This is a genomic window from Roseibium sp. RKSG952, assembly GCF_009711355.1.
Window position 1 is genome coordinate 1 of record NZ_SMMF01000932.1, and the last position, 16,517, is coordinate 16,517.

At 58.4% G+C, this 16,517-nt stretch carries 14 protein-coding genes and 1 pseudogene; 4 read left to right on the plus strand and 11 right to left on the minus strand.

The features are described 5' to 3' along the window. Positions 1–367 (plus strand): hypothetical protein (locus tag E1297_RS49905; protein WP_209015974.1); only part of this gene is annotated, 367 nt, incomplete at its 5' end. A 261-nt stretch (positions 368–628) separates the two neighbouring features. Beyond that, complete coding sequence (locus tag E1297_RS24905; protein ID WP_155143203.1) at positions 629–2,632, plus strand: M23 family metallopeptidase; 2,004 nt, start codon at positions 629–631, stop codon at positions 2,630–2,632. An 85-nt stretch (positions 2,633–2,717) separates the two neighbouring features. On the opposite strand, the gene clpB is transcribed toward E1297_RS24905, so the two are convergent. The 6 genes from clpB to E1297_RS24935 all read right to left on the minus strand — a co-directional run bounded on the left by clpB (position 2,718) and on the right by E1297_RS24935 (position 12,187). Continuing rightward, positions 2,718–5,312, minus strand: coding sequence for an ATP-dependent chaperone ClpB (gene clpB, locus E1297_RS24910; protein WP_155143204.1), 2,595 nt, complete (start codon positions 5,310–5,312; stop codon positions 2,718–2,720). A 212-nt stretch (positions 5,313–5,524) separates the two neighbouring features. Then, positions 5,525–6,256, minus strand: a complete 732-nt coding sequence (locus E1297_RS24915) for a DUF4167 domain-containing protein (protein ID WP_155143205.1) — start codon at positions 6,254–6,256, stop codon at positions 5,525–5,527. Between the two features lie 350 nt (positions 6,257–6,606). Then, positions 6,607–7,464 carry a peptide chain release factor N(5)-glutamine methyltransferase gene (gene prmC / locus E1297_RS24920; protein WP_155143206.1) on the minus strand — a complete coding sequence of 286 codons (858 nt, stop codon included), beginning with the start codon at positions 7,462–7,464 and terminating at the stop codon, positions 6,607–6,609. A 6-nt stretch (positions 7,465–7,470) separates the two neighbouring features. Beyond that, positions 7,471–8,547, minus strand: coding sequence for a peptide chain release factor 1 (gene prfA / locus E1297_RS24925; RefSeq protein WP_155143207.1), 1,077 nt, complete (start codon positions 8,545–8,547; stop codon positions 7,471–7,473). A gap of 54 nt (positions 8,548–8,601) precedes the next feature. Next, positions 8,602–10,869 carry a phosphoenolpyruvate--protein phosphotransferase gene (gene ptsP, locus E1297_RS24930; protein WP_155143208.1) on the minus strand — a complete coding sequence of 756 codons (2,268 nt, stop codon included), beginning with the start codon at positions 10,867–10,869 and terminating at the stop codon, positions 8,602–8,604. A 67-nt stretch (positions 10,870–10,936) separates the two neighbouring features. Beyond that, a complete protein-coding gene (locus E1297_RS24935; protein ID WP_155143258.1) occupies positions 10,937–12,187 on the minus strand; it encodes an aspartate kinase in 1,251 nt (416 codons plus the stop codon). Positions 12,188–12,359: 172 nt separating this feature from the next. Between E1297_RS24935 and ubiG the strand changes: the two genes are divergently transcribed. Both ubiG and E1297_RS24945 read left to right on the plus strand, forming a co-directional pair. After that, positions 12,360–13,127, plus strand: a complete 768-nt coding sequence (ubiG, locus tag E1297_RS24940) for a bifunctional 2-polyprenyl-6-hydroxyphenol methylase/3-demethylubiquinol 3-O-methyltransferase UbiG (protein ID WP_155143209.1) — start codon at positions 12,360–12,362, stop codon at positions 13,125–13,127. 8 nt (positions 13,128–13,135) lie between these two features. Next, entirely contained in the window at positions 13,136–13,828 is a 693-nt protein-coding gene (locus E1297_RS24945) for an alpha/beta fold hydrolase (RefSeq protein WP_155143210.1), read from the plus strand. A gap of 16 nt (positions 13,829–13,844) precedes the next feature. Here the strand turns inward: E1297_RS24945 and E1297_RS24950 are convergent, their stop codons facing one another. From E1297_RS24950 to E1297_RS51335, 5 genes and pseudogenes are all read right to left on the minus strand, one after another. Next, positions 13,845–14,384, minus strand: coding sequence for a DUF1178 family protein (locus E1297_RS24950; protein WP_209015975.1), 540 nt, complete (start codon positions 14,382–14,384; stop codon positions 13,845–13,847). Next, the gene (locus E1297_RS24955; protein WP_155143211.1) at positions 14,381–15,232 is read right to left on the minus strand and encodes a carbon-nitrogen hydrolase family protein; all 852 of its coding nucleotides are present in this window, start codon (positions 15,230–15,232) and stop codon (positions 14,381–14,383) included. The genes E1297_RS24950 and E1297_RS24955 overlap by 4 nt, the downstream gene beginning before the upstream one ends. Before the next feature lie 32 nt (positions 15,233–15,264). Further along, positions 15,265–15,522: a glutaredoxin 3 gene (grxC, locus tag E1297_RS24960; RefSeq protein WP_155143212.1), complete on the minus strand. Its 258-nt coding sequence runs from the start codon at positions 15,520–15,522 to the stop codon at positions 15,265–15,267. A gap of 123 nt (positions 15,523–15,645) precedes the next feature. Then, complete coding sequence (locus E1297_RS24965) at positions 15,646–16,197, minus strand: ComF family protein (RefSeq protein ID WP_368669673.1); 552 nt, start codon at positions 16,195–16,197, stop codon at positions 15,646–15,648. 27 nt (positions 16,198–16,224) lie between these two features. Beyond that, positions 16,225–16,446 (minus strand): annotated as a pseudogene (locus E1297_RS51335) (double zinc ribbon domain-containing protein); the annotation flags it as partial. Between the last annotated feature and the right edge of the window lie 71 nt (positions 16,447–16,517).

Consider the following 16,517-nt stretch of genomic DNA (forward strand, 5'->3'; position numbering starts at 1 on the left):
CTTCAATACCAAATTGTCAAAGAACAAGCCCAAAAAGGCTACGGCCCGAAGACCTGAAGACAAAAAACTGTTGCCGGTTAGGGCCAACATGCCTGCTTGTCTGGTAAACCCGACTGGTTTGGAACCGCGTCTCAGCGGCGCCGCCGTCGATGGAGCGGGTTATACGCAGCCCCCCTTTTGCTGTCAACACGGGCTGTCAAAAAAGATTCATATTATTCACCACCCACCTGTGAAAGCGCAGAAATGCGGGAGTTTTCCCACCCACTTACGTTTTCAACAGGGTGAAGAAAGGGCGCTCAGCCTTCTCTGCAGGACCCGCGGAGCTTTTGCTCTCTATAATAGCCGGCATGAAGTAAGGCTGGCATGAAGGCAATGCGAATTGTGCCGCCCCATATCAATGCGATCACCGCGAATACCGATTTGCGCTTCCGCGGGCCAAGTTTCGCGTGAGACGCCGCATTAATGCCGTATTCCATACGCACCAAAAGCCTTTGGTTCATAAGCTTCGTTCCGGCAGAGCAATCGGGCCGTCCGCGCCAAACGGAACGGAACTGCTGGAAAGCAGCCGGCCGAGCGGGTATAGAACGCAGGCTCACAAGGAAACACGACGGGGATCAAACCAGGCGACATGAACACGGGTAAGTCGAAAAAACAGTTACAGCCCGGCCCGTTTCAGACCGCCAGCCACTTCGCAGTGGATCTTGGCGAACAGCCGCCACTTGTTGCGGGCGAAGACCAGCATCTGCTTCATGACCGCAAAAGCGTATCCATTCGCTGGCTTGCGGGGGCCGTTCTGACGGGCTTCACCTCTTTGGCCCTTATGGGAGGTGCGCTCGTCTCCGCTCTTGACGGGCAATACAGCGTTGCGGCGGCCACAAGCCCGGACGGAGGGCTCTCCGGAGCGCCGAACCGGATTGGCCGAAACTTCGGGATCAAGGGCGACCGTATCCTGAAAACCGCGGCTGAGTATTCAAGCAAGCAGATCATTCCGGTCAATGTTGTTACGCGCGAAGGCGACCGCGAACATATCCGTGTCCGGCATTATGCCTTGATCTCATCGAGCCTCGCGACCCGCAAGAATGCGGAGCTGGCGCAGCAGATTCCGCCCTTCAATCCCGTAAACATGTTTTCCGAGAACCAGACGGTTCCGCAACAGATCGCAACGGAAGCCATCTTCACCGATGCGATCTATGGCGCCAAGGTGGAAGGCGAGGTCAGCATCAGTCTGACAAGCTTCCCGGTCGACAGCACCGACATCGATCTGGATGAAACCCCGTCCGAGACGGAAATCGAACGTCATGTGCGCCAGACAGCGCGCTTTCTTCCTGACAATTCGATCGGGGCAAGCGCAAATGCACTGTTTGATCCGGGCCGCTTCGATTTCAATCTCGCCCGCCAGCCCGATATTCAGCGCTATGCCGTCAGGATCACACCTGAAAATGTTTCATTTGTTTCAAAGCGCGGTGAAGAAAAAAGCTATGCTGGTATGGACGAAAAGATCGTCCCGCTCGGTGACGGCATGGATCTGTTTGATGTCATGCGGGACAATGATGCCACGGAAACCGAGGCAGACCTGATCCAGACCGCATTTTCCGACCTCTATTCGGTGTCGCAACTGTCGGACGGTCAACGCCTGCGGATCGCCTATGCCCCGGTCCCGGACGGTTCCGGCCGCATGCGTCCGGAACGGGTCAGCCTCTATGCGGACAAGGTGCACAAGGCAACTATCGCCCGTGCGGACAAGGGCAATTATGTAAAGGCTGCGGCTCCAACGACGTTCCTCGCCGACGCCTTTGCCGAAGCCGACAGGATCTCCTATGGCGGTCCGACCCCTGCAGTATATGACAGCATCTATCAGACCGGTCTCGAACAGGACATGTCCGATCCCCTGATCGACGAGATGATCCGGATCTTTTCATTCGATGTCGATTTCAATGCGCGGGTTCAGCCCGGGGATTCGCTTGAGGTCTTCTATGCGGACGATGAGAACGCCAGCAGCTCCATGCCCGAAGTTCTGTTTGCCTCGCTCAACACGGGCTCGACCCAAAGACGTTTCTACAGGTTCCGCACGCCCGATGACGGAATGGTCGACTACTATGACGAGAACGGCCAAAGCGCGAAAAAGTTCCTGATGCGCAAACCCATTTCATCCGGCCGGTTCCGCTCCGGGTTTGGCATGCGCCGTCATCCGATCCACGGCTACAAAAAGATGCACACAGGTGTCGACTGGGCGGCACCGCGTGGAACGCCGATCATGGCAGCCGGAAATGCGACCGTGGTGAAGGCCGGATGGAGTTCAGGTTACGGACGGCGGATCGAATTGCGCCACGTCAACGGCTACAAGACCACCTACAATCACATGACCGGCTTTGCCAAGGGCATCAAGGAAGGTGTTACCGTGGCCCAAGGCCAGGTGATTGGCTATGTCGGATCGACAGGGCTCTCCACGGGCCCCCACCTGCACTACGAAGTGAAAGTCAATGACCGCTTCGTCGACCCCATGCGGATCAAGCTGCCACGCGGCCGGGTGCTCGACGGCGACATGCTCGCCGCATTTGAAACCGAACGCCATCGGATCGACGCCCTTCTGGAAAACGCCCGCCGCCCGTCACGGATAGCCGCTGTGCAGTAAACCCCGGATACATGAACCGGCAGCTGCGCCCAACATGCAAAAGCCCCGCAAAAAGCGGGGCTTTTTTCATTTAAAAATTCTTCACTCAGGCGGCTACGGGAGAAGCTGTGCTTTCAACCGTGAACAGCAGGCGATCGCCCCCCGCCGAGACATTGATCGTTTGCCCGTCAGCAAACTCACCGGACAGGATTTTCTCGGCCAGCGGATCCTGAACGTCCTTCTGGATCACGCGCTTCAACGGCCGGGCTCCATAGGCCGGGTCATATCCCTTCTGTGCGAGCCAGCCGACTGCCGCGTCATCCAGATGCAAACTGATCTTACGATCCTTGAGAAGTGCCCGCAGCCGTTCCAGCTGGATCGTGACGATATCGGCCATCTGGGACCGCTGCAGCCGGTGAAACAGAACGATCTCATCCAGCCTGTTCAGGAACTCCGGCCGGAAATGCGCACGAACCGCGTCCATGACCTCACCACGCACGGCGTCCGAGTCGTCGCCTTCCGACTGGCTTACCAGATACTCGGCACCGAGATTGGAGGTCATGATGATCAAGGAGTTGCGGAAGTCGACGGTCCGCCCCTGACCATCCGTCAACCGGCCATCATCCAGAACCTGAAGCAGCACATTGAACACGTCGCCATGCGCCTTTTCGATCTCGTCGAACAGGATCACCTGATAGGGCCGGCGCCGGACCGCTTCGGTTAGTGCGCCGCCTTCCTCGTAGCCGACATAGCCGGGAGGTGCGCCGATCAGGCGTGCGACCGAGTGCTTCTCCATGTATTCGGACATGTCGATCCGGACCATTGCGGTATCGTCGTCGAACAGGAAACTGGCCAGCGCCTTGGTCAGTTCGGTCTTGCCGACTCCGGTTGGCCCCAGGAACATGAACGACCCGATCGGCCGGTTCGGATCCTGAAGACCCGCCCGTGCCCGACGCACAGCGGTCGAAACAGCGTGAATGGCCTCTGCCTGACCGATGACCCGCTTTGCCAGGACATCTTCCATGCGCAAGAGCTTTTCGCGCTCGCCTTCCAGCATCTTGTCAACCGGAATGCCGGTCCATTTCGAGACCACCTGAGCGATGTGAGAGGACGTAACGGCCTCGTCGACCATCGTGTCCTTGTCTTCCGAAGCTTCGGCCTCCGACAGCTTTCGTTCGAGATCCGGAACAACCCCATAGGCCAGTTCACCGGCCTTGGCAAGATCGCCACGCCGTTGTGCGATTTCCAGATCGATCCGGGCCTGGTCCAGCTGCTCCTTGATTTTTTGTTCAAGATTGAGCTTTTCCTTTTCGGACTGCCAACGGGCGGTGAGCGCATCCGCCTCTTCCTCGAGATCGGATACTTCCTTTTCCAGTCTTTCAAGGCGATCTTTTGCTGCCGGATCTTCCTCGACCTTGAGCGCTTCGCGTTCGATTTTCAACTGGATGATCCGGCGGTCCAGTTCGTCCAGTTCTTCGGGCTTGGAGTCCACCTGCATGCGCAACCGGCTCGCAGCTTCGTCCATCAGGTCAATGGCCTTGTCCGGCAGGAACCGGTCGGTGATGTAGCGGTTCGACAGGGTCGCCGCAGACACCACTGCCGAATCCGTTATGCGAACACCGTGATGGAGTTCATATTTTTCCTTGATCCCGCGCAGGATCGAAATCGTGTCCTCGACCGTAGGTTCGCTGACAAAGACCGGCTGGAACCGGCGCGCCAGAGCCGCGTCCTTTTCGACATGCTTGCGGTACTCATCAAGTGTCGTGGCACCAACACAGTGCAACTCGCCCCGTGCAAGAGTCGGCTTAAGCAGATTGGAGGCGTCCATCGCCCCGTCAGCCTTGCCGGCACCGACAAGCGTATGCATCTCGTCAATGAAGAGGATGATACCACCGGCAGCACCTTCGACTTCGGCCAGGACGGCCTTCAGGCGCTCTTCGAATTCGCCGCGGTATTTTGCACCTGCAATGAGCGCCCCCATGTCGAGGGCCAGCAGGCGCTTGTCCTTTAGGGATTCAGGCACATCGCCATTGACGATCCGCAAAGCCAAACCTTCAGCAATAGCGGTCTTGCCTACGCCGGGCTCACCAATCAGGACGGGATTGTTTTTCGTCCGGCGCGAGAGAACTTGCACCGTCCGGCGGATTTCCTCGTCACGACCGACCACAGGATCCAGTTTGCCGTCACGGGCCACCTGGGTGAGATCGCGGGCATATTTCTTGAGCGCTTCATACTGGTTTTCCGCCGTGGCACTGTCGGCCGTACGGCCTTGGCGAAGCTGGTTGATTGCCTCGTTCAGACCGTTCGGAGTTACACCGGCTTTTGAAAGCAGCTTTGCGGTCTCCCCTTCCATCGCAAGGGCAAGCAGGAGCCTCTCGACGGTCACGAAGCTGTCGCCGGCCTTCTCGGCAATTTTCTCGGCTTGCTCGAACAAGCGCGCCGTGGCTGCAGACAGATAAAGCTGCCCGGTCCCGCCCGAAACCTTCGGCATCTTGTCCAGAATGGCTTCCAGCTGCGAGCTCGCGAGCTTTGCATCCCCACCGGCTTTCTGGATCAGCCCGGCGGCCAAACCCTCCTTGTCATCCAGAAGCACTTTCAGGATGTGTTCAGGGGTAAATTGCTGATGGCCCTGACCAAGAGCAAATGTCTGCGCAGATTGCACGAATCCGCGGGCGCGTTCGGTATACTTCTCAAAATTCATGCTCAACCTCCTTTGCGTCCGCACCACCCGAAGCATGGTCGACGAACAGGAATGCAGGCCCCTGTTGCGGGCACCCGCACGGCAAGTCTCTCGCCGCCCACTTCATATAGTGTTGCAAAACGATCACAAAAGGGGTTCGGAGGAAATCCGTAAGAGCACGAAAAAACGGCGCCCGATTGGACGCCGCTTTCAGAAGTTCAAACTGTCGGAGGTTACTCTCCGGCAGCGACGGTTTCGCTGTCTGCAGACGACTCGTCAGCCGCTTTGGTCCGCCTGCGCGTATACCGGCGCTTCGGTTTGACCGGAGCCTCTTCCACAGGCGCGGCTTCGGAAGCACCCGCCGGCTCTTCACTAGTCTCGGCTGCAGCTGTTTTTACGCCCCGGCCCCGGGTTCCCCGCGTCCGGCGCTTCGGCTTCTCGTCTTCGACATCTGCGGCCGACGCTTCATCCGTCCCGGCCTCGGCAGAACCGCTGCCGTTGACCTGCCCGGCCGCATCTATTGTCGGCATGCTGTCGATAAAGGGTTGCGGGCTGTCCTCGTCAACCACAGGTGCCGGAGCCTCATGTGCCGTCCCGTTGCCATGGCGGTCGGACCTGGAACGCTCATGCGATCCGTGTCCACCCGATTGTCCATTGGCAGAACCGCTTTCAGCCGTTTCCTCGAAATCCTGCCGACTGGACGACAGGTTCGGCTGCGACTGTGCCTGGGCCGACGCCACGATCCGCAAATAATGCTCGGCGTGCTGATTGTAGTTTTCGGACATGATCCGGTCGCCGGACGCCTGAGCGTCGCGAGCAAGTTGCTGGTACTTTTCCGCAATGTGCAAAGCGGTACCACGGATCTTTACATCGGGACCATTCGATTCGTAGGTCCGAGTCAGCGGGTTAGGTCCCTTTCGGCCCCGTCCGCGCATGCGCTTGTTGCTTTGATTTCCTGGTCTCATCCTGCCGTTTTCTCTTAAGGAACGGCGGCCAGCCTACTGCCGACCCAACATCGGAATTGCCTAAAACCGATACGAAATAATTACCTAGACCCAACGTAATGGCCAGCGGATGCCACGTTAAAACCTGTGAAAACCTCTCGCGTCATATAAAACGAGCGGCTCTTCAAATATGTGACAGTCCGATTGTCCGGATGCTCCGTTGAACAACGGATTCAAAACGCAAATTCTGGCGTTTGTCCCCATGTTGCCGGTGAGGCAGCCCCTGCTACTGCAAGATCACAATTCCGGTCTCGGCGAGATTGAAACTATCCTGTTCTTTCCCGTTTTCCAAGTGCTTTTTCGCATATGGATTAAAAGCCTGCAGATTTGCCCTTGCGACCGGCCACAACACGATCCTGTCCCGCCAAATCCTGCAGGACCTCCACATCGCAATAGTCATTTTCCAGCAGCAGGGCACTTACGGAACCCGCCTGATCATAGCCAATCTCGAACGCAATCCAGCCGCCATCTTTTAAGATGCGGTGGGACTGAGCGACAATACGCCGATACGCTTCAAGCCCGTCCTGCCCCCCATCAAGGGCAAGTGCAGGGTCATGCAAGCGAACCTCGTCTGAAAGCTCCCGGATTACATCGGACCGGATATAGGGCGGATTGCTGATCAGCCAGTCATAGCCTTGACCGACGGCCTCGCAAAAATCCGATTGAGCGACCAGCAACCGGTCTTCGACCTCGTTCAGAGCCGCATTATCGTAAGCGCAGGACAATGCATCTGGCGACAGATCCACTGCCAGGGCCGTTGCATGAGGACACTCACTCAAGAGCGCCACCGCAATGGCGCCGGTACCTGTCCCGATGTCCGCCAATCGGAATGGTTTACCCGTTTGAGCCCGCGCCAAAACTGCATCAATCAGCGTTTCGGTGTCAGGTCTCGGTTCAAGCGTCGCGTCATTCAGTTTGAAGACAAGCCCGTAAAATTCACGCTCACCCAAAATGCGTCCCACCGGCTTTCCGCCCACCCGCTGGTTCGCTTTCACCCGCAAATCTGAAGCCTGTTCAACAGTCAGTGCCCGGTCTTCCGCCAGAACAATGTCGGATGGCCGGAGTTCGGTGACATGAGCGATTAGAATCCGCGCATCAAGCTCCGGGGTCGGTAGTCCGGCAGCCCGAAAGCGATCCCGAAGCTCCCGGTAGAAGGGCCCGATGTTCATGACTGCTCAGACTGCCTCCTCGGAGGCCAGCAGGGTTGCCTGATGGTCAAGGATCAGGGCCTCAACGATTTCATCCAGACCTTCTCCCGCAATGATCTGATCAAGCTTGTAGAGCGTCAGATTGATCCGGTGATCGGTCACCCGCCCCTGTGGGAAATTGTAGGTCCGGATGCGTTCGGAGCGGTCACCCGAACCGACTTGCAGCCGGCGCGCTTCAGTCCGTTCACTTGCTGCACGTTCGCGTTCCTCGTCGAAAATGCGCGCGCGCAGAAGCTGCATGGCGCGTGCCTTGTTCTTGTGCTGTGAGCGCTCGTCCTGAACAGCGACGACAATCCCCGTTGGCATATGGGTAATGCGAACGGCAGAATCGGTGGTGTTGACGTGCTGACCCCCAGCACCGGAGGCGCGGAATGTGTCAATCCGAAGATCGCTGTCCTGAATGTCGACGTCGACTTCTTCTGCCTGCGGCAAGACTGCAACCGTTGCCGCGGATGTATGGATCCGGCCGCCGGACTCTGTTGCAGGGACCCGCTGGACCCGGTGAACACCTGATTCAAATTTCAGCCGTGCAAAGACGTTTTCGCCGGAAACGGAAGCAATCACTTCCTTGTAACCGCCGACTTCGCCCTCGCTGGCCGACAGGATCTCCACTTTCCATCCCCGCAATTCGGCATAACGCTGATACATCCGGAAGAGGTCTCCCGCAAACAGCGCCGCTTCGTCGCCACCGGTGCCTGCCCGGACTTCAAGAATTGCATCATTCGCGTCCGCCTTGTCTTTCGGCAGCAACCCGATGCGCACATCCTGGGTCAGGTTTTCAACCTGCCCTGCAAGATCATCCCGCTCCATTTCGGCGAGCTCACGCATTTCGGAATCCGTTTCCGGGTCGCTCAGCAAGGCTTCGGCCCCGGCCAGATCTTCCTCCGCTTTCACCAGCTCCCGGATTTTCAGGACAAGCGGCTCCAGACCCGAGTACTCACGGGACATCCTCACATATTGCGCGGGATCGGCCCCGGCAGACATCTGGTGTTCCAGTTCCGCAAACCGGTCCAAGAGCGAATTCAATTTCTGACGCGCCAGCATGAGCGCAGGTCTCCTCAGTCCCGACAAGGGCTTTTGAATGCAAAGATAAAGCCGCTAGAGCGCGACATCCGTTTCCGCGGCAAAGCGCTTCAACAGGTCTCGAATATCGGTTTGCGGGTGACCCGGCTCCAGACGCGGCAACAACCGGGCCGACAAGCGACCGGCATCGAGGGTCCGCAGCATGGCCTTGACCGGGCCGAGCGATGCCGGGGACATGGACAAGTCCCTGTACCCCAACCCGATCAGCGCCATGGCCTCGAGCGGGCGTCCCGCAAGCTCGCCACACAAGGTCACCGGCACATGAGCGCGGTTGGCTGCAACAACAACCCGCTGCAATGCCCTCAGAAAACCAACTCCGAGCGTATCGAACCGGTCTGCCACCCGCGTGTTGCCACGATCCGCCGCACAGAAAAACTGAAACAGGTCATTCGAGCCAACAGAGATGAAGTCCACATGCTCCATCAGCTCGTCCATCTGAAACAGAAGCGAAGGCACCTCCACCATAACCCCGAGCCGGATCGTTTCCGGCGTCTCGTGGCTGTGACGGCGCAGATGCTTGATTTCCTTTTCCACCAGCGCACGCGCCTGAATGAATTCCTCGACCTCGGCGACCATCGGGAACATGAGCTTCAGTTCCCGGCCCGCAGCAGCCTTAAGAAGCGCACGGATTTGTGTGCGCAACAGACCCGGCCTGTCGAGCCCCAGGCGAAGCGCCCGCCAGCCCATGGCAGGATTTTCCTCCTGGATCGACCGCAGATAGGGCAGCACCTTGTCGCCCCCGATATCGAGTGACCGGAAGGTGACCGGTTTGCCGTCAGCCGCATCCAGAACCTGTTCGTACTGCAGTTGCTGTTCACGCATCCGCGGGAAGGATGAAGCGACCATGAACTGAAGCTCGGTCCGGAACAACCCGACACCCGCAGCACCGGCTTCAGCCAGATGCGGAAGGTCCACAAGCAACCCCGCATTCATCTGCAGGGAAATCTCGGCCCCGTCCTTGGTGACTGAAGGTTTGTTGCGCAGCCTCCGGTACTGCGCCTGGCGACGGGCCCGGAAACGGACCTTCTCGGCGTAAGCATTCTCTACATCGACAGCCGGACGCAAATGCACTTCGCCCGCCTCACCGTCGATGATGATCGCATCCCCGGCATCTGCGAGACTGACGATGTCCTCGACCTGGCCAACCATTGGAATGCCGAGAGCCCGGCTAACGATGGTTATGTGACTGGTCGCGCCGCCCTCTTCCAGAACAAGCCCGCGCACCCGATCCCGGCCATAGTCGAGAAGTTCGGCCGCCCCCATGTTGCGGGCGACGATAATGGCATCCTGCGGCAGCTCGTCTCCGGCAGAGCCGTGCTGGCGCCCCATCAGTTCGCGGATCAGACGATGGGCAAGATCATCAAGATCATGCAAGCGCTCACGCAGATACGGATCGGTCTGACGCAGCATGCGGGCACGGGTGTCACTCTGAACCTTTTCAACAGCCGCCTCAGCCGTCAGGCCGTTTCGAATGGCCTCTTCGATCTTCCGGATCCAGCCACGGTCATAGGCAAACATGCGATAAGCTTCGAGCACATCCCTGTGCTCGCCGGTCGCTGCAATTTCGCCGCTCGCCAGCAGATCATCAATCGATAGCCGAAGACGGTTGATCGCCGCCTCCAGACGCGCGCTTTCCGCTTCAGTATCCTCTGCGATCAGGTTGGTGACGACGACCCTGGGCTCGTGCAGAACCACGTGACCAAGCCCGACCCCATCCGCAAGGGCAATGCCCGGAGCGTGAATGGGGCGCGAAAGGTCAAGCCCTGTATCCTTCTGGGAAATCGCCTCCAACTCGCCCGCGGCAACCATTTCGGCAATGACCATGGCCGTTGTCTGCAATGCCTCAACTTCGTCTTCAAGATAGGTTCTGTGCGACTTGTTTTGTACAACCAGAACGCCAAGCGTGCGCCCGGCCCGCAGGATCGGCACACCGAGAAACGAGTTGTAGGCTTCCTCTCCGGTTTCCGGAAGGTAGGCAAATCCCGGATGGGCCCGCGCATTCGGAAGGTTGAGAGGCCGCGCTTCGGCAGCGATCAGCCCGACGAGACCTTGCCCGACACGCAGGGACGCCTTGTGCACCGCATCGCGGTTGAGCCCCTCGGTCGCATACAGTTCGAGAACGCCGTCCGCCCGCAGAATGTATACGGAACACACTTCGGCGACCACGTTCGACGCGATCAAAACCACGATCTTGTCGAGCCGCTCCTGCGCCTTGATCGGCTCCGCCATCACTTCGCGGAGTCGACGGAGCAAAAGGCGCGGACCGGCCAGGTTGCTGCGCATCGCCTACCCCGTCTTGCCCCCACTCACGGTGTGGCAGCCTCGCCTGCCACAGCCGCTTTGGGAATCTCTATCCGTCTAAACCGTATAGCGAATGCAGAGTCCGTACCGCAAGCTCCGTATATGCTGAATCAATGAGCACCGAAATCTTGATTTCCGACGTGGTGATCGCCCGGATGTTGATGCCTTTTTGAGCGAGGCCGCGGAAACATTGGGCAGCGATACCTGCATGGGACCGCATTCCAATACCGATAACGGAGACCTTCACGACATCGGTTGCGCCTTCAAGATTCTGGAACCCGATCTCGCCCCGGTTCTCTTCCAGAACGCTGATTGCCCGATCATAGTCGCTTTCGGGAACCGTGAACGTAATATCAGTGGTCTTGCCGTCCGGCGAAATGTTCTGGACGATCATGTCGACGTTAATATTTGCATCCGCAAGCGGACCGAAAACCGTTCCCGCCACACCCGGTTTGTCCGCCACGTCGCGAAGGGAGATCTGGGCTTCGTCTTTGGAAAACGCGATACCGGTTACAACTTGCTGTTCCACGAGTTCGTCCTCGTCGCAGATTAGAGTTCCAGGGGGAAGGCCGCCATTGCCGACTTGCGGGGCTTCCGGATCATCAAAACTTGAACGCACGAATGTGCGGACACCATGCACCATGGCCATTTCAACGGAGCGGACCTGAAGCACCTTCGCGCCAAGTGACGCCATTTCCAGCATCTCTTCGAAGGATACACGCTCCAGCCGCTGGGCTTTGGGCACAATCCGCGGATCAGTGGTGTAGACGCCGTCCACGTCCGTGTAGATGTCACAGCGATCCGCCTTGACCGCCGCTGCTACCGCGACCGCGCTGGTATCGGATCCCCCCCGCCCGAGGGTCGAAATCCGGTTGTCCGGCGCAATGCCCTGGAAACCGGCGAGCACCGCGACCTGGCCCTGGGACAAACGCTCACACAGGAAGTCCGCATCAATCTCCTGGATGCGGGCTGCGCCGTGGTTTCCATCCGTCTTGATCGGAACCTGCCAGCCTTGCCAGGAACGCGCATTGACGCCCATGTCCTGCAGCACGATCGCCAGCAACCCGGAGGTCACCTGTTCGCCTGATGCGACAACCGCATCATATTCGCGCGCATCGTGCAAAGGTGAAGCCTCGCGGCAAAACTGCACAAGCTTGTTCGTTTGCCCGGACATCGCGGAAACAACGACAGCAACCTCATGGCCGGCGTCAACTTCCCGTTTCACGTGGCGGGCCACATTCCTGATGCGGTCAAGGTCGGCAACCGAAGTACCGCCGAATTTCAAAACCAGTCGCGCCATTGTGCTCGTAGTCTTTTCGTCGTGGGTAAGAACGCGAAACGCGCCCAGCGGATCGGCGGACATGCATACAGGCACAGACCCTGCGCTGCAACTGCATCCCTTGACAAAAGAGTTCGGACCCTAGATCGAGTTTCTGTCGGCAGAATTTGCGGGACCATTGAAAGGAAGAAAAATGAGCGACGACAAGACGGTAACCCGGCAGGGTTCGACAGTGGACGATGCTGAAGTTGCTCGGTTTTCAGCCATGGCAGCCGAATGGTGGGACCCGGCCGGCAAGTTCAAGCCGCTTCACAAGTTCAACCCGGTGCGCCTGACCTACATCAAGGATGCGGTGTGCAGCCGGTTCAACCGGGACCCGAACGCTGCCGATGCATTCAAGGGGCTGCGGTTTCTGGACATTGGTTGTGGCGGCGGTTTGCTGAGCGAACCCATGGCACGGCTCGGGGCGGATGTTGTCGGCGCGGACCCGTCCGAGACAAACATCGAGATCGCCCGCCTCCACATGCAGCAATCCGGCCTCGACATCGACTACCGGGCCGCAACCGCCGAACAATTGGCCGAGGCAGGCGAAACATTCGACGTTGTGCTCAACATGGAGGTTGTCGAACACGTTGCCGATGTTCCCCTGTTTTTGGGTGCGACCGCGAGCATGGTCCGGCCTGGCGGGCTCATGTTCGTCGCGACAATCAACCGGACGATGAAAGCCTATGCACTGGCCATTGTCGGTGCTGAATATGTTCTGCGTTGGCTCCCCAAGGGCACGCATTCCTATGACAAGCTTGTACGTCCGTCCGAAATCGAGGGGCCTTTGCAAGGCGCCGGTCTTCAGGTCATCGACCGCTGCGGGGTGACGTTCAATCCTGTCACCGACAATTGGCGTCCTTCTCGCGACATGGATGTCAACTACATGATGCTGGCGGAACGTCCACGGGAAAACTGAACGGAGCCATGGCTGACCCGATCCTGTTCGTGCCCGGCCTGCTGTGCACTGAAGTGCTTTACGCGCCTCAGATGACCGCCCTTGCAGATCACCCGGTCATGGTTGCCGACCATACCCGGCAAGATGCGATCCCGGACATTGTTGAAGATATCCTCAAGACCGCCCCTGAGCGCTTTTCTCTTATCGGCCTGTCCATGGGCAGTTACATCGCCATGGCGCTGTTGCGCGCCGCACCGGAACGCGTCAGCCGGGTCGCCATGATCGCGACCAATGCCCGAGCCGATGTGCCGGAACAAACGAAGCGCCGCAAGTTCCTGATCGAACTGGCACGGAAAAAGAATTTCGAGAAGGTGCCGCATCTTCTCTATCCCGGCTTTGTGCATGAAAAACGGGAAAACGATCCGGCACTCAGGCAGATAGTCGTCGATATGGCGATTGATACGGGACCAGACGCCTTTGTTCGGCAACAGACCGCATTGATCGCCCGAATTGATTCACGCCCTTTTTTAAAGGAAATTGGCTGCCCGGCTTTGGTCGTGGTCGGGGACGGAGATAGATTGACACCGCCCCATTTGGCCCGGGAAATCCACAACCTCATCCCGGGTAGCCGCCTTGCCGTAATCGCGGGCAGCGGCCACCTGCCGACACTGGAAGAACCGGATCAGACGACGGCCGTGTTGAAAAACTGGCTTCTCAACTGACAAGCTGTCCGGCTGCTCAATTCTTCTCGTCAGGCAACGCAGGCAGCGGCAAGACGGAAACGCCCTCATCGAGCAATTCCTCGGCTTCCTTTGGTGTTGTTTCGCCGTGGATCGGCTTCAGCGCTTCGTCGCCATAGTGCATCTTGCGGGCTTCTTCAGCGAATTTTGCCCCGACATATTGCGAGTTTTCGAGAAGTTTTGTCTTCAAGACACGCAAGGCCTCAACCACTTGCTTCTGCTTGACATCAACTGGCAGCAAGGCGGCCTGACCGCTGTGCGGAACGGTTTCTGCCCCCGGATTTGCTGGCGCAGGTGCCGCGTCAGTATTGACGGACACGTGTGCAGTCTGTTCGACCGAAATTTCCGAATGTTCGGCTTTTTTGCGTGACGTCGACACAGCAGGTGCCATCAGCGTTTTGCGGATCTGCGACGAACCACAGGCCGGGCAGGACAACAGGCCACGCTCTTTTTGCTCGTCAAAATCGGTCGAATTTCGGAACCATGCCTCGAACCGGTGGGCCGTTCCGGCCTCGCATTGCAGGGTGTAACGGATCACTCACTCATCTCCAGTCGCTCCTGCCCGCCAATACCAAACGGCCGCTCATTCAGCAGGACCGGAATTCGGCTGCGGGCCTTTGCGGCATCTTCCAGATTTATTTCCGCGCTCACGAAGCCCGGCTCGTCATGGTCGAGCTCGGCAATCACCGCCCCCCACGGGTCAACGATCAGGCTGTGACCGTAAGTCTCGCGGCCATCTTCATGGGTCCCGCCTTGAGCTGCGGAAATCACGAAGGCTCCGTTTTCAATTGCACGTGCCCGCTGCAAGACGTGCCAGTGAGCCTCCCCGGTCTGACGGGTAAAGGCAGCAGGCATCGTCAAGATTTTGGCACCAGCCTTTGCCTGATTGCGGAAGATCGAAGGAAATCGCACGTCATAGCAAACGGCCATGCCCAGCTTCCCCCATGGCAAATCTACAATCTCGGCCACAAGGCCAGGCTCATAGGTGGCGGATTCGCGCCAGCTCTCGCCATTGGGCAGGTCTACATCGAACATGTGGATCTTGTCGTAGCGCGCAGTCACCTCACCGTCCGGCGCTATGAGGAACCCGCGATTGGCAACCTTTCCGTCGTCCCTCAAGATGGCCAGGGACCCCAGATGAATCCAAAGCAAAAGTTCTTTTGCCACCCCCCGAAACCGGGCAAGCGAGGGGTCTTCGGCTTCCAGCGTGATCTGCTCCAGAAGCTCGTCTCTCGAGCGCACCAGAACATTGGTCATTTCGGGCGTTTGAACGTAATGAGCACCTTCACGCGCAGCCGAGCGGATAAGGGTTTCGGCTTGTGCGATGTTTTCCGGCGCGGACTTGCCGCTTCGAAGCTGAATGCAGGCTGCCTTGAAAACGCTCATGTCTCGCTCCAGGTCAATGGTCCGTCTGGCCTTTAAGCCGCCAGCAAGGCGTCGAGCTTGCCGGACCGGTCGAGATCGAAAAGATCGTCACATCCACCGACATGCACGGTGCCGACAAAAATCTGCGGGAAGGTTGACCGGCCATTGGCCTTCTGGATCATTTCCTGCCGCAGCTCAGGATCGAAAGTGGCGTCCTGCTCGCTGTATTCAACGCCTTTCTGGTCCAGAAGCTTTTTTGCCGCTGTACAGAAACCGCAAAGCTGCCGCGTATAGATTACTACATTTGCCATGACGTCTTCCGTTGAAGTCCTGTCGAGATGCCATCAAAGTTCGTGCTTATAAATGATATTGTAAAGTTTACACAAGCTTTCCATGTCTTTCCGGCTTGATTGTCCGGATGTCGAACGCAAGGCCTAGGAAGAGGCACTCGTCAGATCCGCGAGTGCGAAGGTCAAAACATCCACCTGCCCGGCACCGGCTGACCGAAGAACCCGGACACAGGTTTGAACCGTCGAGCCGGTTGTCAGGACATCGTCGACCAAGACAATCCGCTGCCCGAACACACGCGCACGCCCGGCCTCGGAAACCGCGAAAGCTCCCCGGACATTCCGGATCCGGTCCTTGCCACTCAATCCTACCTGCCTTTGGGTTTTCCGGGTCCTTTGCAGTCCCTGCAAAAGCACCGGCTGCCCCGTTTCCCGCCCCAATTCGACAGCGAGATCGGCGGCCTGATTGAAACGGCGTTCAATCCTGCGGGTCCAGTGAAGCGGCACCGGAACGAGCAGACAGTCATCTTCAAAAAGCTCTTGTCCGGCGCGTGCCATCAAACGCGCCATCGGAGCCGCCAATTCCCGTCTCGCACCATATTTGAACCGGTGAACCATCTCCCGCGCCTTGCCCGAATATATGGCCACGGCCCGCGCCCGATCGAACAAGGGCGGTTCGGCAATGGCCCGCGGACTCACCGCTCCCTCCCCCATGTCGTGCGAGAAGGGCGTCCCGTACCGGTCGCAAAGGGGAGCCTCGATAAACGGGACTTCGCTCCAGCACGTTGGGCACAACCCGCCACTACGGTCGATTTCCCTGTTGCAGGTCAGGCACCTGGGAGGCAGCAGAAAATCGAGCAGGCAGCGGTTTAACTGTCCGAATAAAGCTATGCCCCGCGCACCCAAGGCCGCATGGATTTTTTGATGGTCCAGAGCATTTGCCGACATGAGATCACAATAGCAGCTTTGACCTTCAGGTGCCGCATGCGATATGGGGCCGAGATAACAACGATTGACCG